Origin of the sequence: Burkholderia sp. BE17, from assembly GCF_009362305.1 — a bacterium.
In the GTDB taxonomy this organism is placed as follows: domain Bacteria; phylum Pseudomonadota; class Gammaproteobacteria; order Burkholderiales; family Burkholderiaceae; genus Burkholderia; species Burkholderia pyrrocinia_C.
Genome location: NZ_WHNU01000048.1, coordinates 1 through 20,421, shown reverse-complemented (window position 1 = coordinate 20,421; position 20,421 = coordinate 1). Strand labels below are relative to the sequence as shown.

General features: G+C 60.7%; 16 protein-coding genes and 5 pseudogenes. 11 read left to right on the top strand and 10 right to left on the bottom strand.

The features are described 5' to 3' along the window. Window positions 1–554: 554 nt before the first annotated feature. Window positions 555–2,507 (top strand): ATP-dependent nuclease, encoded by a 1,953-nt coding sequence (locus GD429_RS32840; protein WP_227791877.1) that lies wholly within the window; start codon window positions 555–557, stop codon window positions 2,505–2,507. 30 nt (window positions 2,508–2,537) lie between these two features. Here GD429_RS32840 and GD429_RS32835 read toward each other — a convergent pair. Beyond that, window positions 2,538–2,768, bottom strand: a pseudogene (locus tag GD429_RS32835) (tyrosine-type recombinase/integrase); the annotation flags it as partial. A gap of 490 nt (window positions 2,769–3,258) precedes the next feature. Here GD429_RS32835 and tnpC point away from each other — a divergent pair. Further along, window positions 3,259–3,915 (top strand): annotated as a pseudogene (gene tnpC / locus GD429_RS32830) (IS66 family transposase); the annotation flags it as partial. On the opposite strand, the gene GD429_RS32825 reads toward tnpC, so the two are convergent. From GD429_RS32825 to GD429_RS32805, 5 genes and pseudogenes are all read right to left on the bottom strand, one after another. Then, window positions 3,909–4,178 (bottom strand): hypothetical protein, encoded by a 270-nt coding sequence (locus GD429_RS32825; RefSeq protein WP_321575057.1) that lies wholly within the window; start codon window positions 4,176–4,178, stop codon window positions 3,909–3,911. The pseudogene tnpC and the gene GD429_RS32825 overlap by 7 nt on opposite strands. 280 nt (window positions 4,179–4,458) lie before the next feature. Further along, a complete protein-coding gene (locus tag GD429_RS32820) occupies window positions 4,459–5,190 on the bottom strand; it encodes a hypothetical protein (protein ID WP_152863392.1) in 732 nt (243 codons plus the stop codon). A 223-nt stretch (window positions 5,191–5,413) separates the two neighbouring features. Continuing rightward, window positions 5,414–8,360, bottom strand: a pseudogene (locus GD429_RS32815) (Tn3 family transposase). Between the two features lie 333 nt (window positions 8,361–8,693). Then, a complete protein-coding gene (locus GD429_RS32810; RefSeq protein WP_152863390.1) occupies window positions 8,694–10,115 on the bottom strand; it encodes a Cu(+)/Ag(+) sensor histidine kinase in 1,422 nt (473 codons plus the stop codon). Beyond that, window positions 10,105–10,788, bottom strand: a complete 684-nt coding sequence (locus tag GD429_RS32805; protein WP_152863388.1) for a heavy metal response regulator transcription factor — start codon at window positions 10,786–10,788, stop codon at window positions 10,105–10,107. The genes GD429_RS32810 and GD429_RS32805 overlap by 11 nt, the downstream gene beginning before the upstream one ends. A 216-nt stretch (window positions 10,789–11,004) precedes the next feature. Here GD429_RS32805 and GD429_RS32800 point away from each other — a divergent pair. The 9 genes and pseudogenes from GD429_RS32800 to GD429_RS32760 all read left to right on the top strand — a co-directional run. Further along, window positions 11,005–11,418: pseudogene (locus GD429_RS32800) on the top strand (copper resistance protein B); the annotation flags it as partial. 210 nt (window positions 11,419–11,628) lie between these two features. Continuing rightward, window positions 11,629–12,255 carry a LemA family protein gene (locus GD429_RS32795; RefSeq protein ID WP_152863386.1) on the top strand — a complete coding sequence of 209 codons (627 nt, stop codon included), beginning with the start codon at window positions 11,629–11,631 and terminating at the stop codon, window positions 12,253–12,255. 50 nt (window positions 12,256–12,305) lie between these two features. Continuing rightward, complete coding sequence (locus GD429_RS32790; protein ID WP_152863384.1) at window positions 12,306–13,112, top strand: TPM domain-containing protein; 807 nt, start codon at window positions 12,306–12,308, stop codon at window positions 13,110–13,112. Window positions 13,113–13,114: 2 nt separating this feature from the next. Next, on the top strand, window positions 13,115–13,639 hold the full coding sequence (locus tag GD429_RS32785; protein WP_152863382.1) for a TPM domain-containing protein: 525 nt from the start codon (window positions 13,115–13,117) through the stop codon (window positions 13,637–13,639). A 91-nt stretch (window positions 13,640–13,730) separates the two neighbouring features. Next, window positions 13,731–14,000 carry a copper resistance protein CopC gene (locus tag GD429_RS32780; RefSeq protein WP_193727262.1) on the top strand — a complete coding sequence of 90 codons (270 nt, stop codon included), beginning with the start codon at window positions 13,731–13,733 and terminating at the stop codon, window positions 13,998–14,000. Between the two features lie 14 nt (window positions 14,001–14,014). Then, window positions 14,015–14,323, top strand: a complete 309-nt coding sequence (locus tag GD429_RS32775) for a DUF2933 domain-containing protein (RefSeq protein ID WP_152863380.1) — start codon at window positions 14,015–14,017, stop codon at window positions 14,321–14,323. Continuing rightward, window positions 14,320–14,967 carry a methyltransferase family protein gene (locus GD429_RS32770; RefSeq protein WP_152863378.1) on the top strand — a complete coding sequence of 216 codons (648 nt, stop codon included), beginning with the start codon at window positions 14,320–14,322 and terminating at the stop codon, window positions 14,965–14,967. Before GD429_RS32775 ends, GD429_RS32770 begins: the two co-directional genes overlap by 4 nt. A gap of 46 nt (window positions 14,968–15,013) precedes the next feature. Beyond that, complete coding sequence (locus GD429_RS32765) at window positions 15,014–15,286, top strand: heavy-metal-associated domain-containing protein (protein ID WP_152863376.1); 273 nt, start codon at window positions 15,014–15,016, stop codon at window positions 15,284–15,286. A gap of 94 nt (window positions 15,287–15,380) precedes the next feature. Further along, entirely contained in the window at window positions 15,381–17,846 is a 2,466-nt protein-coding gene (locus GD429_RS32760; RefSeq protein ID WP_227791869.1) for a copper-transporting P-type ATPase, read from the top strand. Window positions 17,847–17,966: 120 nt separating this feature from the next. On the opposite strand, the pseudogene GD429_RS42170 reads toward GD429_RS32760, so the two are convergent. The 4 genes and pseudogenes from GD429_RS42170 to fghA form a co-directional block, all read right to left on the bottom strand. Continuing rightward, window positions 17,967–18,415, bottom strand: a pseudogene (locus tag GD429_RS42170) (hypothetical protein); the annotation flags it as partial. 85 nt (window positions 18,416–18,500) lie between these two features. Further along, a complete protein-coding gene (hutC, locus tag GD429_RS32750; RefSeq protein ID WP_152863374.1) occupies window positions 18,501–19,196 on the bottom strand; it encodes a histidine utilization repressor in 696 nt (231 codons plus the stop codon). A 147-nt stretch (window positions 19,197–19,343) separates the two neighbouring features. Then, on the bottom strand, window positions 19,344–19,727 hold the full coding sequence (locus GD429_RS32745) for a VOC family protein (RefSeq protein ID WP_152863372.1): 384 nt from the start codon (window positions 19,725–19,727) through the stop codon (window positions 19,344–19,346). Between the two features lie 56 nt (window positions 19,728–19,783). Beyond that, window positions 19,784–20,421, bottom strand: a 638-nt coding sequence (gene fghA, locus GD429_RS32740; protein ID WP_152863370.1) for an S-formylglutathione hydrolase, incomplete at its 5' end; no start/stop codon positions are given.

Below are 20,421 nucleotides of genomic sequence, written 5' to 3'. Positions count from 1 at the left end.
ATGATGTTATGCGTCTGCAACACTCGACTTGGCCACTGGCGGCAGCAACTCCGAAAATTAAAGGGCTCGACTGAAGTTCTCCGCCAAGCATTGGCCAACGCCTGTCATCGTAGACCGCAATAAATCTGTCACCACCCCAATCTATAACGACGGCACCCAGCGGGATCGTATTGACACTTTTGCTTTCAGTCGAAGCGCAATGAAAGTGTCAATTCGCATTTGTCGGTATTAAATTTGTCAATTCCCTCCTAGACTTCGAATTCCGTCCGGGAGGCATTCATCTTACGGAAAATTCTCTGCTCACCGCAGAGCCGCTCGCGCTGGACTTATTCCGGAGGCATTCGCGCACTTCTCGATGGGAAATCAGGTGCTGGTTTTCACGCACCACCAGTACCTGTCGGATCTCGCTTGCCGCAAAGTTGCCGAGGGGGGCTTACGGACGGTGAGCTTGTAGCCACCGTACGGTCCCCCCAGTGGAGCTGTTTCCGCCGAGAGCGTGGCGTGGATTCGCCGTCATCGCGGAACTCAGATTGAGCGATCGTCCAGCACACTGGATGGCGAAGCGCAATGACGTCAAGGAAACGGAGCGCAAAATGACCAAACGATCAACGCTAGTTCGAATGACGGTTCGCAATATCGGCTGCATTGGCAATGAGGGGGTGACGATCGAGCTTGACGACATCGTCTGCCTCGTCGGGCGAAATAACTCTGGCAAATCGACGGTACTACGCGCGTACGAGCTTGCCAAAGGGACGCAGACCTTCAGCATTGGCCGGGATAGATGCCAGGCGGCAGCTCCTGAGCAGGCGTCTGAGATAGAGATTGAAGCCCACATCCCCGAGGGTATCGGCAACGTACACGAAAAATGGAAAATCGAAAGGGATGGTTTGCTGATCGTCAGGAGCCGCTGGCAGTGGAAGGCGCCTGAATTCGAGAGGGTGAGGACCACCTGGGATCCAGAAGTCAATGATTGGGCAGAGGACGGCAAGGCGGCCGGCGCCGATCCGGTCTTCAATTCGCGATTGCCGCGCGTGCTTCGCATTGGGTCGCTTGACGATGCGGAAACCACCGAAAAACTTCTGTTGACCTTGGCTCTCACCCCCTTGCTTTCAATGATCGCGAAAGAGCGAACGAGTGCTGAGTCTGCGCTGGGGAAAGCCCTGGGTGATGTGATTGCCCAGATTGACTCCTTGAGCTCGGCCCATGAAGAGCATTTCAATCAAATCGCCAGCCAGGTATCGGCCGGCTTCAAAGGCGTCTTCCCCAATCTCGACGTCCGGCTCAACGTGGCGACAGCGCCCTGGGCGCCCAAGATCGACGGACTCGTTAAGGAGGGGTCCGGGCTGCGGATTCGCGACGGGAAACACGATACGGCATTGGTTCAGCAGGGAACTGGAGCTCGTCGAGCGCTGTTTTGGGCCATGCTGCAGGTCCACAATGAACTCACCCGTGACAAGGAACTGCGTGAGGCATATCGCAAGAAGCTCGACAAAGAGCGAGCGGAAGTCGTCAAGGCTCAGAAGAAGGCCGACGCGGATCCACAACAACTGGCCGAGATCGATGCCCGCATCGCCGCTTTCGATGCCGGTGGTGCCATTCCGGAGAGCCCGGATGACCCTGCTTTCCCGGGCTATTTGCTATTGATCGATGAGCCGGAAAATGCTCTTCATCCGTTGGCAGCTCGGGCGGCCCAACGCCACCTATACAGACTAGCGGAAAGCGCTGACTGGCAGGTGATGCTCACAACGCATTCGCCGTATTTCGTCAATCCGCTCGTCGATCACACAACAATCGTTCGACTCGAGAGGGCCACCGATCCGCATGACACGCACATCACCCCAAGGACATACCGCTCGGATTCGATCGAGTTCGAGGGCGATGCAAAACGTCGCCTACAGGCGCTACAGCATATTGACCCGAGCTTGGCGGAGATCTTCTTCGGCTCCTACCCGATCCTCGTCGAAGGCGACACAGAGCATGCCGCGTTTATAGCGTCAATTGTCGAGAGAGAGCACGAACTTGTCGATCGTGTGACCATCGTTCGCGCTCGGGGCAAGGCAATTCTGGTGCCGCTGATCAACATCCTCCGTCATTTCAAGATCGATTTCGGGATTGTCCACGACTCCGACTCGCCTTTCCGGAAGGATGGCAGCGCGAACGGTATGTGGTCAGAAAACAGCAAGATTCACGAGGCGGTTCAACGGGCGCGTGCCGAAGGGATGACGGTGCGGCACCGAGTCAGCATTCCGGACTTCGAACGCTTCCTGGGCGGCGACGAAGCGTCTAAAGACAAGCCGTTGAACGCTTACATCAACGTTGCAGATGATGCGGAGCTTGGTTCGAAGGTGCAAACATTGCTCCAAGATCTCTTGGCTGGAGAGCAGGATGATCCGGTTGCCTTGCACGGTCCGGATGAGGATTACGCAACGGTGCTTCACCGAGTCGTGTTGGATTGGGCCGCAGTTCAAGGACTTCACGCGGATCTACGTTTCGCCGGTAAGAAGTAGAGATGTGGGTTCTGCGCCGGCGCGGCGTCTTCAGTCTTCTGCCGCGAGTCGCGCGTGGTATTTCGCGAGCTCGCGCCAGCGCATCCTCTGTTCGGCCGTCACGTACATCGAGGTGGTCTTCAGCGACGCGTGGCCGAGCAGCTGCTGCACGACGTCGAGCGGCACTTCGGTGGCCACCGACTGGGTACCGAACGTGTGGCGGAACGCATCCGGCGACAGCCGCGCGAAATGTCGGCGCTCGGTCTCGGTCAGATCCGGAAGATGCCTCGGATCGGTTTACCATCTTCGGAATAATGAGACCGAGCACAGGGTAATTGTTGAGGTCCGTTAATTTTGCTAACCATGTCCAATCAGCTTGCTAATGGCGGACTCTTCTATACTATTGATTTTTCAGCATAATTGTCGAATTTCCTTCGCCGCCAATTGTTGCGACTTCACAACACTTCGCGTAAAGCTTTCCCGCTAATTCTGCTAATACCAATTTTTTGCCCGTCAATTGTACTAACGTGGATTGAACGACCTCGACAATCGACATCATCATGCGCAAAGCGGACGGAAGGGGAACTCCGGCCCACGATCTACAAGCTTCGGCAATGCTTTCTGCCCGAACCTGTCACCTCGTGGACGACGTCCAAAGACAGACGGCCGCCGCTCGGGCGACCGGCCGCGAGATCGCTCTCTCTCGAACATCAGCGAATGTCGCCAATCGGCCCGAAGCACTTCGGCATAGACGACGTTAGCGCAATTAGTGCACCCAGTAGCAGAATTAACGGACTTCAACACCGGCTACGCCGAGCTCTACAAGAGTGGGCGGATCGAGGAAGCGGCCTGCATGGCGCACGCCCGACGTAAGCTGCACGACCTGCATGTCGCGAGGAAGTCGCCGATCACGACTGAAGCGCTCGAGCGCATCGGCGCGCTGTACCAGATCGAGGCGCAGATACGCGGCAAACCACCTGATGAGCGTCGACGCATCCGCCAGGCGCACGCCGTGCCGCTGCTCGACAGCTTGAAGCAGTGGTTCGAAGCCACGCTCCAGACGCTGTCGGGGAAATCGGATACCAGCAAAGCGATTCAGTACGCCCTGAACCGCTGGCCCGCGCTCGTCTACTACTGCAGCGACGGTCGAGTGGAGATCGATAACCTGCCGGCCGAACGCGCGCTGCGCGGGGTGGCCATCGGACGCCGGAACTATCTGTTCGCCGGCGCCGATTCCGGCGGCGACCGCGCGGCCGCGATGTACAGCCTCATCGGTTCTGCGCGCCTGAACGGGATCGATCCCGAGGCCTACCTGCATCACGTCATCGACCGCATTGCCGATCATCCGATTAACCGCATTGGCGAACTGCTGCCGTGGAACGTCATGCCGCTGCTGCCGGCCACCGCTCGCACCACGCCGGTTCACTGAACCGAACATCTCCGTCCGTCAACTCCTGCCACCACGGTACGAATCGCACGCTTACTGTCGTCGTCGGCCGGCATCCAGACAAGTGCCGTGCGCGCGGCGGCGGCCGCCTCGGCGATCCGCAGGCCGCCATCCCCCATCACCAGCAACAGCGCGCGCGCGGCGCGCCAGCGCGGCCCGCTCAGGCCCTGCAGCTCGCTGCGTTCAGCCAGCGTCGCGCGCACGCGCGTCCACAAATTGAGCGACAGGGCTGCAATTCGACTCATATTCATTGTCTGTTTTCCTATTCGCGCCGTAAAAGTCCGTTCGTGTTGCGGGGCGGTAGCGGAACACCTTCATCGCGCAATTTGGCCGTAACTTTCTCTTCGAGGTGCCGTGCCCATCCGTCCCAATTCGCGTCCCAGCACATGCGGCAAACGGTGATTCTGTACGTCGGAACGGCCTTACCTTCGTAACGATGTGGTCCAAATTGAAAGAGCCTGCCGCAAGCGTCGCATTTGAGCATTACCGGATCGGGTTTCATTGATGATCCCCTGAGTTTTCCTGTTAGTCTCCCGACGGACGACGCCTCCGATATGGATTCTCGGCGTCGATACGCACTGCCCACAAGACGTTCTTCATCAACTTCTGATAACGAGATTCTCCACCCTCGGTGTATCTTACAAATGCGTTCTTCACCTCAGGCCTGACGAGCCAAGTCCGTATAACTTGCGCGAAGATTTTCTTGGTCGCGAGATGCAGTTCTTCCGCATCTTCTGCAAATCCGGCCTTCCATTCCGCAAGTCGTTCCGCAGCGTCCGGTTGCGTCGAATACTTGACCTCGGCTTCCTTTATCTTGTTATAGACGTCGGCAAGGTACCGCCATTGTGCCGCGAACCTTGCATAGAGCGCCGTGTAAACCGAACCGAATACAACGGCCGCCGCCGTGAGGTGATGTGCCATATACTGGATCAGTCTATTACCGTCAAACGTGCCTCCTCTCGCGGGATCGAGCAGATCTTTCACTGCGAGGCTTGCTGGCATCACCAATAGCAATACCCATAGCGCCACAAAAAGCGCACGCAGTACGATTACACTCCCTCCATTCGACAGCCCGACTGAACTCAGCAGCCACTCGCCAGAAATGAGGCTGACCGCATAGTCGATCATGTCTGATATTCTGCGAGTCCGCTTAACGGAATATGGCACATCCTCTTCCAGTATTTCCGCCTCGACTGCGGAAGCGTCTGGCGTCTCAACCTTGGCGTCGTTCATATTGTCACCGAGAACTTTTTGCATTGCGGCCTATCCGGGGTGCCCTTGATTTCCACGCATTTTTCCGGTCAGCCGCCTTTAGGCCCAGTAAGGCTTTGCCTTTCAGCCCCAAATAAATGTCCATATAAATCAAAGGGATACTGTCTACCCTCCCTTGCTTGAAGGTCGCTGGTCATTGTCAGCAGGTTATGTCGGCCCGCAATTCCACCATCGTCAGCTGGGCAAGCAGGCCCGAAAGGCCGCCTTGTTAGGCTCGCTGACGGGTTGATTCGATGGCGTTGTCGGCCGCGGTACTCGGCAGGATCCGCTTCGCATAGAGCGCCACTGGGAAATTGAAGGTGCCGCGCAAGTTGATACCTTCCATATGAGTGGGAGCGATTCGCCGCAAATGGTCCGCTTCGATCGGTTGATCTCGATCAGCTTCGATACTTTCGAGGGCGCGTTGCATGTGGGTGGTGTTCCACGCCATCAAGATGTTCGAGAGCAGGGTCAACGCCGATGACACCGCGGCGAGCGATTCTTGGCGCCGCGCAAGCTCTACCGGAATGCGACCGATATGAATTGCGCGCTGCACGGTATGCACCGCCTCTCCTCGATTCAGCGCGTGTTGCAACTCTGACCGAAACACAGCATTGGTGAAGTAGTCGATCAAAAAGATGCTTCTGAACAAGCGGCCGATATGAACACCGCCATCGTACACAGCCTGCCCTCGGGCAGCCGAGCCGAATCTGGCAATCGCCTCGACGGCCGTACATTGGCCAGAGCGGATAGACGCCGCGACCCTCACGAACTCGTCCCACACATCAACGATGAGCCCAAGTCGGACGTCTCGATCCGTGATTCCTGCAAGCCGCGCGGGTATCGTCTGACTGCGAGGCACGTGGAGGCGGCGGTCGCGAAGGTGTGACAGGCGAGGGCACAAATCGAAGCCAAGCGCCCGGGAAATGCCCATTGCGAAGTCGGTATATCCATGGGTGTCGACTGCAAGCTGTGCGATGTCCTTCGTCGCGCTTTGCCGGACGACGCCCTCGATTGCTGCGCCGGCCTGCCGCTCGTTCAGGATGATAGGCTGGTCGTAGAAAATGCCCCAACGATCGAGCACGTGGGTGTACATCCCAATGGATGCCGTACGGCGAGGAGGATCCGCACGCGCGCGCCAGATTGTCCGAGTTGTTTCCAGCGACATCATGTCAGATGATGCTAGATCCGCTCGTCCCCAGTTTGCAGCGATCGGGTGCTCATGCATGAATTCGAGGACAGCGTCGGCGGCTGAACGCAGCATCCGTTCGTCCGCGAGACGCTTCATCATTTGACGAATCGCCTCAGTCGACACTTCCGGGACCATCCGAGAAATTTCAGCAGCCGTCAGCGAGGTGCCATGAGCCAATATTGCTGAATAGACCATCAGCAACTCGGTGCGGGACCGCGGCTCGCGGCCGAGCAGGGTCCAGCTGAACCGTGTCGCGCTGTCGATCTCGAGGATGATCTCGGGAAATTGGCCTGGTGGATGCGCTTCGAAGATCTGGCGTCGAAGTTGCTCGGCTTGTGTGTCTGGGTTCTGGGCCGCCATTGGCTCGAGGTGAACAGCCTCATCTACACGGATCGAACCATTCGCCACAGCTTCGTCGAGGAGGGCGAGGCGCTGATCGAGCTGTAGAAGGATCGGTTCGAGAAATTCGTTCGGGTCCTGTGGTAGGCCGAGGTGTCCGTAGTGATGGTTACGCTTTGCCAGCCACTGCTCGGTCGAAATCAGCATATGTGACTGGCTTCGGAACGAGAAGCTGTGATTGATAAACACCGAGCCGTTGCGCAGAGCGACGCGGAGCGCAAAGAGGGTAGCCCATTCGAAAGCCACCATCGCCCGGAGCCGGTCATAGCCATCGATCGCCTCGCGCCATGCTCGCCCAAGCCTGATATTGATCCCGTCGGGTAGCAGATGAGCACGACGTCGATACAACCCACGTAATAGCGAGATTGCATCGATTACAGGATGCACGTCTTCGGCCTCGAATGGCAGTTGCACGATTCGAATCAAAACATTACGGGCGTAATACCGCTTTCGGACCAGGCACTGCCGGATCTGGCTACGGCGGCTGATGGGATGCGGCTGCAAAACATCGTCAGCGAGCAAACGTAGTTTCTCGCCAAGCTGTTCTCGCGAGAGGGTTTCATCATCGGCCAGTGCTTTGACGGCGAGTGCAAACTCACGGAGTTGATCCGCCGCCTTCGTCCGCATGGCATCCACTTCGCGCGACGTGTCGTTGACGACTTTCAGCACCCATCGCCGAAGCATCTCGAGTAAGTGGTCAGTCGCGGTACAAAGCGAATACCGCATGAAACACGCGGCCTCGATCCGTCGACCCTGCGGTTCGATCCGCTTACTAATCGATGGCGGGCGGCTCGCGCAGCGGCGGGCATAGTGGCGCACCATGGCATCGTTGCATTCAATCGGCCAACGCGTTGCCGCATCGTGCATCGTGAGCAAGTTGATCTTGTCTAGAATCTCGCTCATCTGATGGGTTGAGTTGCGAAGCGGAACGGCCCACAGCCATCGCTGGAGACTTGAATGTTCACCGTGTGGTTGAGGGAGAATTCGCGCCCAACTCTCGAGCATTTCGATGCCGACGGCACGTTCAAGCGCGTCGTGTAGTTGGTCCTCGATGTCGCGTACGGCTTGGACGACAAACTGCCTGAGCATACGCTCCGGAGGTATCACGATGCGATGGTCGTAGAACCAACGTTTGAGATCGTTCGTCAACTGGCCGCGTTCCGGGCGGCCGGTGAGTTGTTCTTTGAGCCAACGGATGACGTACCGGCGTTGATGTTCCGCGACGGCGCGAAAATTAATGGTGTCCCGAGCAAAGCGCTGGTGGTCGGATAACGTCTTGAGGTTGCCATCGTAAAGTGAACGCAGCGTGCCGAGGCGTGCCGAGGTCTGGTGGCTTCACATTCAGCTGTCGGCCAAGATGTCGCCAGAGAACCGTGGGGATCTGCTTGTACGAGCCAAGGGGCCGGCCGGTCATACGTAGAAAGCCGATGTGCAGTGCGACCGCGAGCCGAAAGAGATCCGTGCGGCGTGAATCAATGGCAACACGCTCCCGCTTGGAGAAAGTGAAGAATGTGGCGAGCTCGAATTCGCTCAGTTCGCGCGGCACCTGCCGGATTCCGAGATAAGCCAATCGCCAGTGATCCATCGGCGGCTCCGCATCGATGATGAGAGCGGCCCAGCGTAGCGAGGCAAAAATTGAGGTGCTACGGGGAAAGTCAGGATGGCGGCTGCAGCCGTTGAACGCCTAAGAATAGTGTCGGAACGACAACGAGTCGGTCAACAAAACGAGGGAGCCGCGATTGTTCCGGCCGCGCTGAGCGCGTTCGCCTGAATCGGGCTCGGAGACGTATTTTTCTTGCGACCCCAAAAGATTGCTAGTTTAGCTTATGTAAAATCAAGTGTTAAGTAACTTCTGGTCGCCGCTACTCGAGGCAGGGCCATACCGCCACTACCTCCGCCGTGCAGACAAGCCAATGGATCAGGCGCTCCGGGGCAACAGGATATCGAACCGGGTCATCGCATCGTCGGATGCCACACGCGCTTCACCGCCATGCGCCTCGACGATCGACTTGACGATGGCGAGCCCTAGCCCGACCCCTTCGCTCTTGCGCTGCCGCGAGGGATCGACACGGTAGAAGCGATCGAACAGTCTGGGCAGATCTTCGTCAGCGATCTTGCTGCCCGGATTCTCCACGCTCACCGTGGTGCATCCCTGATCCTGGCTCAGTCGCACGGTGACGGCAGCGTCGCGCGGGGTGTGGCGGATGGCATTGGACAGCAGATTGGTCAAGGCGCGCCGCAGCATCTCGCGATCGGCCTTTATCGGCTCGATCCGCCCCTGCAAACGAAGGGTAACGTTGCGATCCTCCGCGAAGGCCTCGAAGTAGTCGAAGAGCCCCTTGATCATGTCGCCCAGGTCCATCTCCACCCGATGGAGATTGTGCGGATCGTTCTCCGTCTGCGCGAGAAACAGCATGTCCTCGATCATCCGGACCATGCGCCCAAACTCCTCCAGATTGGAGTACAGCACTTCCCGATACTCATCGGCAGAACGGGACTGGCCGAGGGCCACTTCCGTCTGCGTGGTCAGGTTGGTGACCGGGGTGCGCAGCTCGTGGGCGATGTCGGCCGAGAAATTCGCCAACTGCGCGAATCCGTCCTCGATGCGCCCGAGCATGTCGTTGAACGAGGCGACGAGTTCTTCCAGTTCCAGCGGCACGTCCCGGGGATTCAGCCGCACGTTCAGTTGCGATGAGCGGATCGCGCGAATCTGGGCGTTGACCTTGCGGATGGGTCGGTGCCCCCATTGAACGGCCAGCCAGGCGACCAGCAGCGCAATGCACAGCACGACGCAGGTGGCCAACCAGAGCATGCGCTTGAAGTCTTCGAGAAACGAGAGATGGAAGTCGATGTCCATCGCAACGGCGACGGTGTAGGGGCCTGTGTTCCGGCCTGCACCGCCATCCACACGAAGCACCGCGCCACGGTAGGACTTCCCTCGCTCCTGCCAGCTCGTCAGCTCGCGGACATTGATCGCCCCGGCGGGACTTCTGCTTGCGACAAGGGACGACAGTTCGGGACCTTCGCCCGCATGGACCTTGGTTCCTGCGGCGTCGGCGACGTAGTAGAACACTCCATGATGGCCCGTCACCGCGCCGGCAAGCCGGCGGCGCAGCAGCCCGTCATCGGCATTCGTACTGGCGTCGCGCAGCGGCTTGACGACAGCATCGGCCACGGCCCTGAGTTCCCCGGCATCCTGCTCGGCAAAGTGGTGCTCCAACGCGCGGACGATCAACGAACTGAAGACCAGGAACACCAGCGTCGTGGCAATGCCGACCAGGGCTGTGACCCGCAGTGCGAGCGATGCCGGGCGACGGATGTGAAAGGCCCTAGTCGGCATCGGGGGCATCGAGCGTGTAGCCCATGCCCCGTACCGTATGGATGAGCTTGGGCTCGAAGGCATCGTCGATCTTTGCGCGCAGCCGGCGAATGGCGACATCGATCACATTGCTGTCGCTGTCGAAATTCATGTCCCAGATCTGCGAAGCGATCAATGAACGCGGCAGCACCTCGCCCTGGCGCCGCCCCAGCAGTTCGAGCAAGGCGAACTCCTTGCTGGTCAGGTTGATGCGCTGTCCTGCCCGGGTCGCGCGCCGCCGCGGCGGGTCGAGCAGCAGATCGGCGATCTGGATGCGATCAGGATGATTGGGCGCGCTGCCGCGGCGTAGCAGCGTGCGCACGCGCGCGAGCAGCTCGGAAAACGCGAAGGGCTTGACCAGGTAGTCGTCGGCGCCGAGTTCCAGGCCCTTGACGCGGTCATCCACGCCGCCGCGCGCAGTCAGGAACAGCACCGGAACCTGCTTGCCCGCCTCGCGCAGCGACTGCACGATGCGCCACCCATCCACGTCGGGCAGCATGACGTCGAGGATGACCAGATCATAGGGTTCGCTCATGGCCTGGTGATGGCCGTCCAGGCCATTGCGTGCCACGTCCACCACGAACCCCGCTTCCATGAGGCCCTGGCGAACGTAGTCCGCCGTCTTGTTCTCGTCCTCGACCACCAACAGTTTCATCGCTCTTCCGTGACTGACGCCATGAACGCTCGCGCATCTACTTGCTCACCCTGCGCGACCGACCCTCGAATCAATGTACTCGGGTGAATCTTCCACCAGGATGACCAATTCATTACATGAATGTCATGAATTGGTCATGCGAGCGAAAGTGGCGCCTTTCTAGCATGGTCGTCAACGGGGTAAAAGCACGCTCCCTTTCACAGGGCCTCGCGCGTGGGCCTGCGCTACGACACGGGCATCGGCCCCGATCGTGGATGGCTCGCCTTCGGGGTCCAGGGACTGGCGCCGTACTGGTTCGATGTCGAAGCGACGGGCTACGTCGGCAACGGCGGCAGGATCGCGCTGAGGCTGGCCGCGAGCTACGACCTGCTTCTGACACAGAAGCTCATCCTGCAGCCGCGCACCGAGGCGCTGCTCTACGGCAAGAGCGACCCCGAGCGGGACATTGGAAGCGGCCTGTCAAACGCCACGGTCGGGCTGCGCCTGCGCTACGAGTTCAGCCGGCAGTTCGCGCCCTACATCGGCCTGGAGCGCAGCGGCAGCTTTGGCAAGACCGCCGACTTCGTGCGCGCTTCAGGCGAGCGCGCGCAGGAGACCCGCTGGGTTGCGGGCGTGCGCATCTGGTTCTAGCGACCGGGCCCCCAAGTCCGCTCGACCGAACAGCGCCGACCTTGAAGGGACAGGACATGGAAGCGATTGACTTGGACGTGCACGGCATGAGTTGCGGTTCATGCATCAAGGCGGTGACGCGGCCACTGCGACAGATGCCTGGGCTCGCCACTTAGCAAGCATGCGTTACGCCGTCACTTCTTCACTCATTACCTCTTTAAGGAGAACTCTATGCGCAAACTCGCTATCACGTTAATTGCACTCTTCGCACTGACCCTGTCAGGCTGCGGCTACAACACTTTCCAGACCAACGACGAGCAAGTCAAGGCGAGTTGGTCGGAGGTAGTCAATCAATACCAACGTCGCGCGGACCTGGTTCCCAATCTCGTCAACACGGTCAAGGGGGAGGCGAATTTTGAGCAGGGCACCTTGACCAAGGTAATTGAAGCGCGAGCGAAGGCGACGTCAATCCAAGCGACGCCGGAACTGATTAACGACCCTGCGGCTTTCCAGAAATTCCAGGCTGCCCAGGGTGAATTAAGAGGTGCTTTGTCACGCTTGATGGTGGTGTCCGAGAACTACCCTAACCTTCGCGCAAATCAGGGCTTTCGGGACCTGGCTGCACAGTTGGAGGGAACCGAAAACCGAATCACAGTGGCACGCAATCGCTACATCAAGTTTGTTCAGGACTACAACGTGACGGCACGGACATTCCCATCCAATCTGACGGCGATGGTGTTCGGTTACAAGGAAAAGCCCAACTTTACCGTCGAGAACGAAGGGGAAATCGCCAAGCCGCCGGCCGTGAGTTTCGATACCGCACCGGCCCAAAGCGGCGCGTCAGGAGCGGCACGATGATGCCAGAAGGTAGGGTACGGTGTACGGCGAGAGCATTGCTGGCAACAGCAATGCTCTGCTGGTCCCTCTTCGCGGTTGCACAGGTGCCGGTTCCGCCGCTTACGGGGCACGTGATCGACCAGACCGGCACGCTCAGCGTGCAACAGAAGGCTGCCCTGGAGCAAACACTGACTGCGTTCGAGGCCAGGAAAGGCAGCCAGCTTGCTGTGCTGATGGTCGATTCGACAACACCAGAAGCCATCGAGCCATTCGGGATGCGCGTCGCCGAGCAATGGAAGCTCGGGCGAAAGAAGGTCGATGACGGTGCCATCCTGGTGGTCGCCAAGAATGACCGCGCGTTACGCATTGAGGTGGGGTACGGCCTCGAAGGGGCCCTCAACGATCTCACCAGCAAACGCATTATCAGCGAGACGATCGTTCCCAGATTCGAGAGCCAGGATTTCTATGGCGGCATTGTGGCCGGGGTCGATCAAATCATCCGCGTCGTCGATGGGGAGCCCTTGCCGGAGCCGCGCAAGAGAGCCTCCACGGGCGCTGTGGACGTTCGTCAGTACGTACCGATTCTGTTGTTTCTCGCCCTTGTCGTGGGCAGGGTGTTGCGCGCCGCCCTGGGGAAGGTGGCCGGCGCACTGGTCACCGGCGGCGCCGTCGCGGTGATTGCCTGGTTCGTCGCGGGCGCCCTGTCGTTGGCGCTGGCAGCCGGCGTGATTGCCGTGTTCGTCACCCTGCTGGGTGTGGGCATGGGCCGCCACGGATTGGGGGGCTACCACGGAGGAACGGGACGCGGGTCGGGTAGCGGAGGTTTCCGCGGTGGCGGCGGCGGGTTCGGCGGCGGTGGTGCGTCGGGGAGGTGGTGATCATGAACATCAAACGCATCGTGAGGCATCTGGTGACGACTCAGGCGCAGGTCAGGCGGACCTTTCCCCGTAGCACATTGGCCGCGATCGAACGGGCGATCAAGGCAAGCGAGTCGGCGCACCTCGGTGAAATCCGGTTTGCAGTCGAGGGCGCATTGGACGGCATGCCGCTTTTTCGAGGGCAGACCGCAAGAGAGCGGGCAATCGAAGTTTTTTCGCAACTGCATGTTTGGGACACCGAGCACAACAACGGCCTGCTGATTTACCTGCTACTCGCCGATCGAGCGGTGGAAATCGTGGCTGACCGTGGTATTCACACCAGGGTCAACTCGCACGAATGGGCCCAGGTCTGCCGGCAGATGGAGGCTTCTTTCAGTCAGGCGAACTATGAGGGCGGAGTCGTCGCTGGCGTGCAGGCGGTCACGCAGCACTTGGCTGCCCACTTTCCCGCGGACGGCCAAGGCCGAAACGAGCTTCCGGACGCGCCGATGGTGCTCTCAGGCATCCATTTATGGAAGCCTTCGTAGGCGTCCTGCAGAGACACCCTGCCATCACGATCCACATCCTTCGACCACTCATAAAGCCGTCAATTCCAACGGTCATAACCAGAGAAAGAACATGCCCTCAATTCGCACACTGTTCCTCGCCATCGCAACGACTGCCAGCGCTCTGCTATTCGGTTCCGTCGCGCAGGCCCGCCCCAAATTGCTCACGTCTGATCCTCTGGCGGGCGCCGAAGTCGCCGCTCCGGCAAAGATCAAGCTGCATTTTTCCGAGACGTTGACGACCCACTTCTCCGGCGCCAAGCTGATGGAGAAGCGCATGGAGATTACGGAAACCATGATGCTCATGATGATGGATCGCATGGCGTCTTCACAAACCAAGTGAAAAAGGAATTCATCATGGACCGTGATCACGGCAGCAATGAATCTTCCCCACGCTTCTGGCGCTCCCGCTATGGAATCGGCATGCTCGTTCTAGGCGCGATCGCGGGCTACTTCCTGCTCAAGGAGCACACCGCCCATGTGGTCGGGTTCCTGCCTTTCCTGTTGCTCGCGGCCTGCCCGTTGATGCACCTCTTCATGCACCACGGCCACGGCGGGCACGACCATGCCTCCCACACACCGCCTGATACGACGTCGACCCAATCACCGAATCCGGGCGCCGGTTCCAACGCCGACGCACGCGATCAGCGTGGAGACCAGCCATGAGCCATGATCAACCTGCCTACGGACTGTGGATGCTGGTCTTCTTCAACTCGGCCATCTTCATCCTATTCGCCTTCAGCTTCTTCAAGCCGGCAACGGCGCGCGACTGGCGGACCTTCGGCGCATTTTCCGCTTTTATCGTCGCGCTGTTCGTCGAGATGTACGGATTTCCACTGACCATCTACCTGCTCTCGGGCTGGTTACAGACTCGCTATCCCGGTCTCGATCTGCTCTCCCACAACACCGGCCACCTGTGGTCGACCTTGCTGGGCGAGAAGGGCGATCCGCATTTCGGCGTGCTGCACATCGCCAGCTACGTCTTGCTCGTCTACGGCTTTTACCTGCTGTCCATATCCTGGCAGGTGCTCTATCACGCACAGCGCCGCGGCACCCTGGCCGCGGCAGGCCCCTACGCCCGTATCCGCCACCCCCAGTACGTGGCTTTCGTGCTGATTCTGCTGGGCTTCCTGCTGCAATGGCCGACGTTGCTCACCCTGCTGATGTTCCCGTTTCTGCTGGTCATGTATGGCCGTCTGGCCGTGACGGAGGAAACCGAGATGCGGGCCCGATTCGGGGCGGAATTCGAGCGCTACGCGCAGGCCACGCCACGGTTCGTTCCTCGTTGGCTGCGGTCCAGTGCAACTTGAATACGCCTCCCATCACCAAGCTGTCTCTTCTATAGGAGCCTTAACGATGAACACCATTGAACTCGAAGTCCAGGGCATGAGCTGCGGCTCCTGCGCCAAACATGTCACTGCGGCCCTCAAGCCGCTGTCGGGAGTCAATGATGTAGATGTTGATCTCGACACCGGCCGCGTTCGTGTCGGTGGCGAACTCGCCCAAGGCAGCGATCCGCTGGTGTCCGCGTTGGTTCAGGCAGGCTATCCGGCCCATGTGGTGGCCACCTCCGCTAAAGCAAACGAAGCGCCGGCCGCCGGCAGCCATCGGCGTTGCTGCTGCGGCTAACGCAAATGGGTCCGCCCCCCACCGGAAACAAAAACCAGTCCGCCCTTCAGGTCGAAGGTTGCATGCCAGCCCACAAGAATTCGGAGAAACCGTCATGAGCCAGCACCCGGAAAAACAGCCCGAACGGGATCACCCGCACGGGGCTGCGCCATCGAGCGGCCCGGCCTCTGATCCTCATGAGCATCTGGGCCTCGATCATCGACACGAGTCGGGCTCTGTCTACACCTGCCAGATGCACCCCGAAGTACGCCAGGATCACCCCGGAGCGTGCCCCAAGTGTGGCATGACTCTCAGACTCGTCCCGGCTGCACCGACGCACCCCCACTCCCCGACTCTTAGCGGCCAGGGCACCAACCACGGCCGCCACGACGATGGACCAGACCACGGTCATGCGCAGAGTGGGCCAGCATCGAAAGCGAACTCTGTGCAGCCACCGGAGTTTTCTCCTCCCGGCGCGATCTACACCTGCCCGATGCACCCGGAAATTCGTCGTAACCACCCCGGCAGTTGCCCCATCTGCGGCATGACCCTGGAGCCGCTGCTGCCGGACCTGGACGACGACAACCCCGAACTGCGCGATTTCTCGCGGCGCTTCTGGTGGACGCTGCCATTGACCCTGGTGGTGCTGGCGCTGGCGATGTTCGGCGAACGCCTGCACCTAATGGAAATGGCCACGCAGAGCTGGGTGGAACTGGTGCTCTCGCTGCCGATCGTGCTGTGGGCGGGCTGGCCGTTCTTTTCGCGCGGATGGCTGTCCGTGATCCACCGCAGTCCGAACATGTGGACGCTGATCGGCCTGGGCACGGGCGCGGCCATCGTCTACAGCGTGGTGGCGACCGCCGCACCCGGGATCTTTCCTGCATCGTTCATGTCGATGGGCCGAGTCGGCGTCTACTTCGAGGCCGCCGCGGTCATCATCTCGCTGACCCTGCTCGGGCAGGTTCTCGAACTCAAGGCGCGCTCGCAGACCTCAGCGGCGATCAAGTCGCTGCTGGGCCTGGCCCCCAAGACCGCGCGCCGCATCGGCGCAGACGGCAGCGAGGAAGACGTGCCATTGACCCACGTGTACGTCGGCGACCTGTTGCGCGTGCGCCCTGGCGAGAAAGTGCCCGTCGATGGGGTGGTGGTCGAGGGCGCAAGCTCGGTGGATGAATCCATGCTGACCGGCGAACCATTGCCCGTCACTAAGCGTGAAGGCGAGAAAGTCATCGGCGCAACGCTCAACACCAGTGGCACGCTCGTCATGCGCTCCGAGCGCATCGGCTCGGAAACCGTGCTGTCGCAAATCGTGCAGATGGTGGCCCAGGCCCAGCGCTCCAAGGCGCCGATGCAGCGCATGGCCGACGTGGTCGCCGGCTACTTCGTGATGGTGGTCGTCGCCATCGCCATCGCCACTTTCTTCATCTGGGGCTTCTTCGGCCCGCAGCCGTCCTGGGTGTTCGGCCTGATCAACGCCGTGTCGGTGCTGATCATCGCCTGCCCCTGCGCGTTGGGGCTGGCCACGCCGATGTCGATCATGGTCGCCACCGGGCGCGGGGCGACCCAGGGCGTGTTGTTCCGCGACGCCGCCGCCATCGAGAACCTGCGCAGGGTCGATACTCTGGTCATCGACAAGACCGGCACGCTGACCGAAGGGCATCCTGCCTTCGACCGCGCCGTCCCGGCCATCGGCTTCACGGCAGAAGAAGTGCTACGTCTGGCGGCCAGCCTGGACCAGGGTAGCGAACATCCATTGGCCGATGCCATCGTGAAGGCCGCGCGCGCCCAGGGTTTGGTACTCGACAAACCGGAGCAATTCGAGTCCGGCTCCGGCATCGGCGTGCGGAGCCAGGTGGGTGGACGGCAACTCGCGCTGGGCAACACGGTGCTCATGGGGCAGTCGGGTGTCTCGGTGGAAGCACTCGTGCCGCAAGCCGAAGCACTGCGCAGTGAAGGCGCGAGTGTGATGTATCTGGCAGTGGATGGGCGCCTAGCCGGCCTGCTGGCTGTGTCCGACCCGGTGAAAGCCAGTACGCCCGATGCGCTGGCCGCCCTCAAAGCCGCTGGCTTGCGGGTCATCATGGCCACCGGTGATGGGCTGACCACTGCGAAGTCGGTCGGGGCACGGCTCGGCATCGACGAGGTCCACGGCGAAGTCAAGCCGGCTGACAAGCTCACGCTGATCGAGCGGCTGCAGAACGAGGGCCGGGTTGTCGCCATGGCCGGCGACGGCATCAACGATGCCCCAGCCCTTGCCAAGGCGAATGTAGGCATCGCGATGGGGACGGGAACCGACGTTGCCATGAACAGTGCCCAGGTCACGCTGGTCAAGGGCGATCTGCGCGGAATTGCAACCGCGCGCATGCTGTCGGTGGGCACAGTACGCAACATGAAGCAGAACCTGATGTTCGCCTTGCTCTACAACGCGCTGGGTATCCCCATCGCTGCCGGAGTGCTGTATCCCCTGACGGGCTGGCTGCTCTCGCCGTTGATCGCTGCGCTGGCAATGAGCCTGAGTTCGGCATCGGTGGTCGGCAATGCACTCCGACTACGGCACGGTACGGCAGCCGATTGCGCGTAGTTGGTCGAGCAACGTCTCGACTCGCACCGTCATCGAATCCAGCGGCACTTGACCAAACTGGTGATAGACGAGAATCAGCACGCTGCGCGGTGAAAATGCATAAGGCACTGGTGCTCGGAAAGCATTCGACGGAGTTTGGGCAACATTGGTAAATGCGCGCCATGCGACAAACCGTGTCGCGAGGTGTTAGCGATAGAGAGAATCGCGCAGCAGATGTCGTTTCGGTGCGAAGTGCTGTCGGATCGAACCGAAGCTCGACAGGAAGACCTGCGTGCACTTCGGGTCGAGAAAGCCGCGCATGCGCCGCTCGCGCTCCCACGTGGGATGGTGGCTGTGCCACGTGCTATCCGGCTTGCGGCGCGCCGCTTTCACCCGACGGGCAAAGCCTGTGCCGAACTTCTCGCACCAGCGGCGAATCGTCTCGTAGCCGACCGTTACGCCGCGCTCGAACAGTAACTCCTCGATGTCGCGCAGGCTGAGCTGGAACCGAAAGTACCAACGCACCGCGTGGCTGCTGACCGACGCCGGGAACCGGTGGCCGTGTGATAAAGCGATTTCGCTTTCGTCATCCCATCACGTTATGCGGACACCCCGCCAACGTGACAGCGCCTTCATGACGACTGCTCCCGAAGGAAAATGAATATCAAATAGGAATCAGAAATGCCCGGTGAAGCGATAACGGCTGCCGGGATGCCACAGATTCGCCACCGAGGCGACGACGCCCTGCGACCAGGTGCGCCGATGTAAAACCAGACACGGCTCGACGTCGTCCATCCGCAGCTGCTCGCGCCGCTCCGGCGCCGGGGCCGCCGCTTCGATCCGGTACTCGACGCGCTGCAGCGGGGCCGCGCGCATCAGGTACAGGTTCGGCGTCGTGTTCGTGAAATCCTGCTCGGCGTATTCCGGCACGACCGCCGGATTCACCCATCGTTCTTCGAGCTGCACCGGCTCGTCGTTCTCGAAGTGCAGCACCTGCGAATGAAACAGCTTCGCGCGCACGGCCACCTGCATCTCGTCGGAGAGTGCCTCGTCGGCGCGGATCGTCTCGAGACCGAGCACGCAGGCGTGATACGCACGCCCGCGCGCACCCACCTCCTCCGAGATGCTGCGGATCGCGACCAGCGTCGATTCGTACTTCGATCGCGCCACGAACGTACCCGCGCCCTGAACACGCTTGATCACCTGCTCGGCCGTCAACTCGCGCAACGCGCGGTTGACGGTCATGCGCGAAACCTTGAACCTGCGCGCCAGCGCGTTCTCAGGCGGCACCTGGTCGCCCTCCTCCCACTCGCCGGCGTGGATGCGAGCCAGGATGAAATTCTTGATCTCCTGGTAGGCTGGTGCGCTCATCGGCATACTGTTTCAATACCATCGTGACGAACAGCGGCAGCGGAATAAACCGGCGTGTGGTGGGGCAACGGGTCGGTGCATGGATCGGATCCGACAGCGCTCCCGCGGCATGCGCGGGAGCTATACGCGCCGGATCGCCCGCCGATGTCAGGCCGCCTGGAAGCAATAGACGGCGAGCTTGTTACCGTCGAGGTCGCGAACGTACGCGGCATATGCGTCCGGTGCCCAACCGCGCGGGCCCGCTGCTCCTTCGTCCTTGGCACCTTGGGCCAGCGCAGCGTCATGGAAGGCATGCACCGCGGCGCGATCCGGCGCCTCAAACGAGACGGTCACGCCGTTGCCCACCGTCGCCGGCTGCCCGTTCGCGGGCTTCAGCACGAAGAACGATGGCGCTTCCTTTCCCCAGATCGAACCGTTACCTTCAAGGTCCGCGATTCGTTTCATCCCGATTTTTCCGAGAATCTCGTCATAAAAGGTGCGAGCCTGTTCCAGATCGTTGGTGCCCACAGTGACATGCGTAAAGATTGCCATATGCAATTCCGTTGATTAAGTAGAGGAAAATCACACGACAGTCGACAGAAGGTCGGTCAACTGCCATTCGTGCAATCGAGAATCCGCGCATGATGCGCAAGATGATCCCCGATGAACGTCGAGATGAAGTAGTACCCGTGGTCGTAGCCCGGATGGCGGCGCAGCGTCAGCGGCTGGCCGGCCTTCGCGCACGCGGCTTCGAACACGTCGGGGTTCAGCTGGTTCGCGAGGAATTGATCGGCGAGGCCCTGGTCGACCAGGATGCCGTCCGCGAACTTCGGCGCATCGGCGCGCGCAACGAGCTCGCTCGCGTCGTGTGCCTTCCACGCGTCGCGATCGTCGCCGAGATACCCCGAGAACGCCTTCTCGCCCCACGGGCAGCGCGTCGGCGCGGCGATCGGCGCGAACGCCGACACCGACCGGTACAGGCCGGGATGGCGCAACGCAAGCGTCAGCGCGCCGTGTCCGCCCATCGAGTGGCCGAAGATCCCGAGCCGCGCGCCGTCGATCGGCAGTTCGGCCGCGACGAGCTCGCGCAGCTCGCCCGTCACGTACGACTCCATCCGATAATGCGTGGACCACGGCGCTTCGGTCGCATCGACGTAGAAACCCGCGCCGACGCCGAAGTCCCACGCATCGGTCTCGCCCGGCACACCCGCGCCGCGCGGGCTCGTGTCGGGCATCACGAGCGCGA